The sequence below is a fragment of the Rhodopirellula bahusiensis genome (genome assembly GCF_002727185.1).
GTDB lineage: Bacteria > Planctomycetota > Planctomycetia > Pirellulales > Pirellulaceae > Rhodopirellula > Rhodopirellula bahusiensis.
Map to the genome: position 1 here is coordinate 1 of NZ_NIZW01000061.1, position 1,594 is coordinate 1,594.

Annotated in this window: 2 protein-coding genes; one reads left to right on the top strand and one right to left on the bottom strand. The window is 49.3% G+C overall.

The window, feature by feature from the left end; all coding sequences use genetic code 11:
* Positions 1-317 precede the first annotated feature (317 nt).
* A complete protein-coding gene (locus tag CEE69_RS33805; protein ID WP_143549409.1) occupies positions 318-1,079 on the top strand; it encodes a phosphoribosyltransferase in 762 nt (253 codons plus the stop codon).
* A 169-nt stretch (positions 1,080-1,248) separates the two neighbouring features.
* Here CEE69_RS33805 and CEE69_RS32705 read toward each other — a convergent pair.
* On the bottom strand, positions 1,249-1,594 hold a 346-nt coding region (locus tag CEE69_RS32705; RefSeq protein ID WP_158231121.1), incomplete at its 5' end, for a hypothetical protein.

Genomic DNA, 1,594 nt, shown 5'->3' on the forward strand with positions numbered 1-1,594 from the left:
TGGTCAGTAAGATCCAGAATGCTGGGCCGGATTCGAAGAGTGGCCGCCGACTCTTTCTTGTATGTCGCTCTCTGTTGCCGTGCGGCGTCGCGCTTTTAGCAATGGCAACCTGCGTCTTCCTAATTGGAATTCGATTCGAAGGAGTCGATACCGATGCTGCTGTACGCCACTCATCGGCTGAAGCACTGAAACCCGTCATCGCGTTGGCACTTATCCGCCGAATTGCGTAGTAGACCGTGTCCTAATTGCCTCCAAGCGGTCCAGGAATTGAACCGTTTGGAGGCCTTTTCGCCTCATACACCAAAGAAAGCGATACAATGATCCAAGAACTGTCGATTATCAACTCAACTCCGAAAATTCGCCGGCCACTCAAACAGGGACGCTTTGGCAACCCGCTATTGAGCCGAAAACAGGTCGAACGCTGCGTAGAGTTGCTCGCTGAATCAATCAGCAACTACTACTGTTCTATGGCGAACGGAGGTGACGATGTTGTTTTCTTGACTGTAATGCATGGTGGGAAAACGTTCTCATCAGATCTTGCGCCGTTGTGTGCTTCACAGCCTGCTCCATCCTTGAAAGATCCAGGTTATCGTTCCTGGTACGCGAGCTATCGAGTTGTCGATCGCTATATCGATATCAAGAGTTACGACGGGCAAATCAGAGGTGAGCCCGTGGTCATGGCATCAGACCTGACTCGCGAAAATCTTGCAGGGAAGCGAGTGCTTCTGATAGATGACATCTGCGAAACTGGCAACACGATCGTTGAGACCATTCAATTCATCAGGAAGCTGTGTCGCTACAGCCAGCAGGACATCGACCGGCTGGTACGGACTGTGACATTTTTGTGGAAACCAGAGTGTCCTTCGCAGTCCCTTCGTCCAGATTGGTATGGATACCGCACATCGATGCATTTCTTGTCGGGCTACGGAATGGACAGCAAGGACGGATCTTGCCGCCAGCTACCTGCCATCTTCATTGATGACAACAGACAGTCGATGGTGAAAAAGCCTTCATGGGCGTTTAGATTCGACCAATCAGAAACTGGCTCACCGATCAATCGAAGTCAGAAACCTCGCTAGCATTTCGGTGAGGTCTGAATTGACCGATTCTTAAAAGCAATTGTTCTTGATTGATGAAGTCAGCTCGTGGTCTGGTGTCATGCCGCCTCCCGAAAAGCGGCATATCCGAAGTCAATTTTGAAAGGGCAACTATTTTTGGTTGGGCTGACGCGCGGCAGATCACTGGTAACTACAGTCGTTCGAGATCCTGTTTTGAAAACCCTTTAACGGTCTGCTGCCGAAGTACTTTGGCAGCATGTGTTTTCTCGACAAACGGTATCATTTCTTTGAGCAACGTGCTTTCTTCGCATAGTTTTAACGGTGTGCGTCCCTTTTCATCGGTGGCGTCGAGCAGACTAGGAAGACGTTCGACTAGTTTTGCTGCGATGGCTGGCACGTGCTCATAAATAGACGAGAATATTGGTTCAGAAATTTCCTTCTCGTGATTTGAATGCGACAAACACTCCAGAGGTCCATCAATCAGCATAAAAGCAATTTTGCTTCTCCTGTTCTTAAGCGATCTTGCTTCCTCGGTC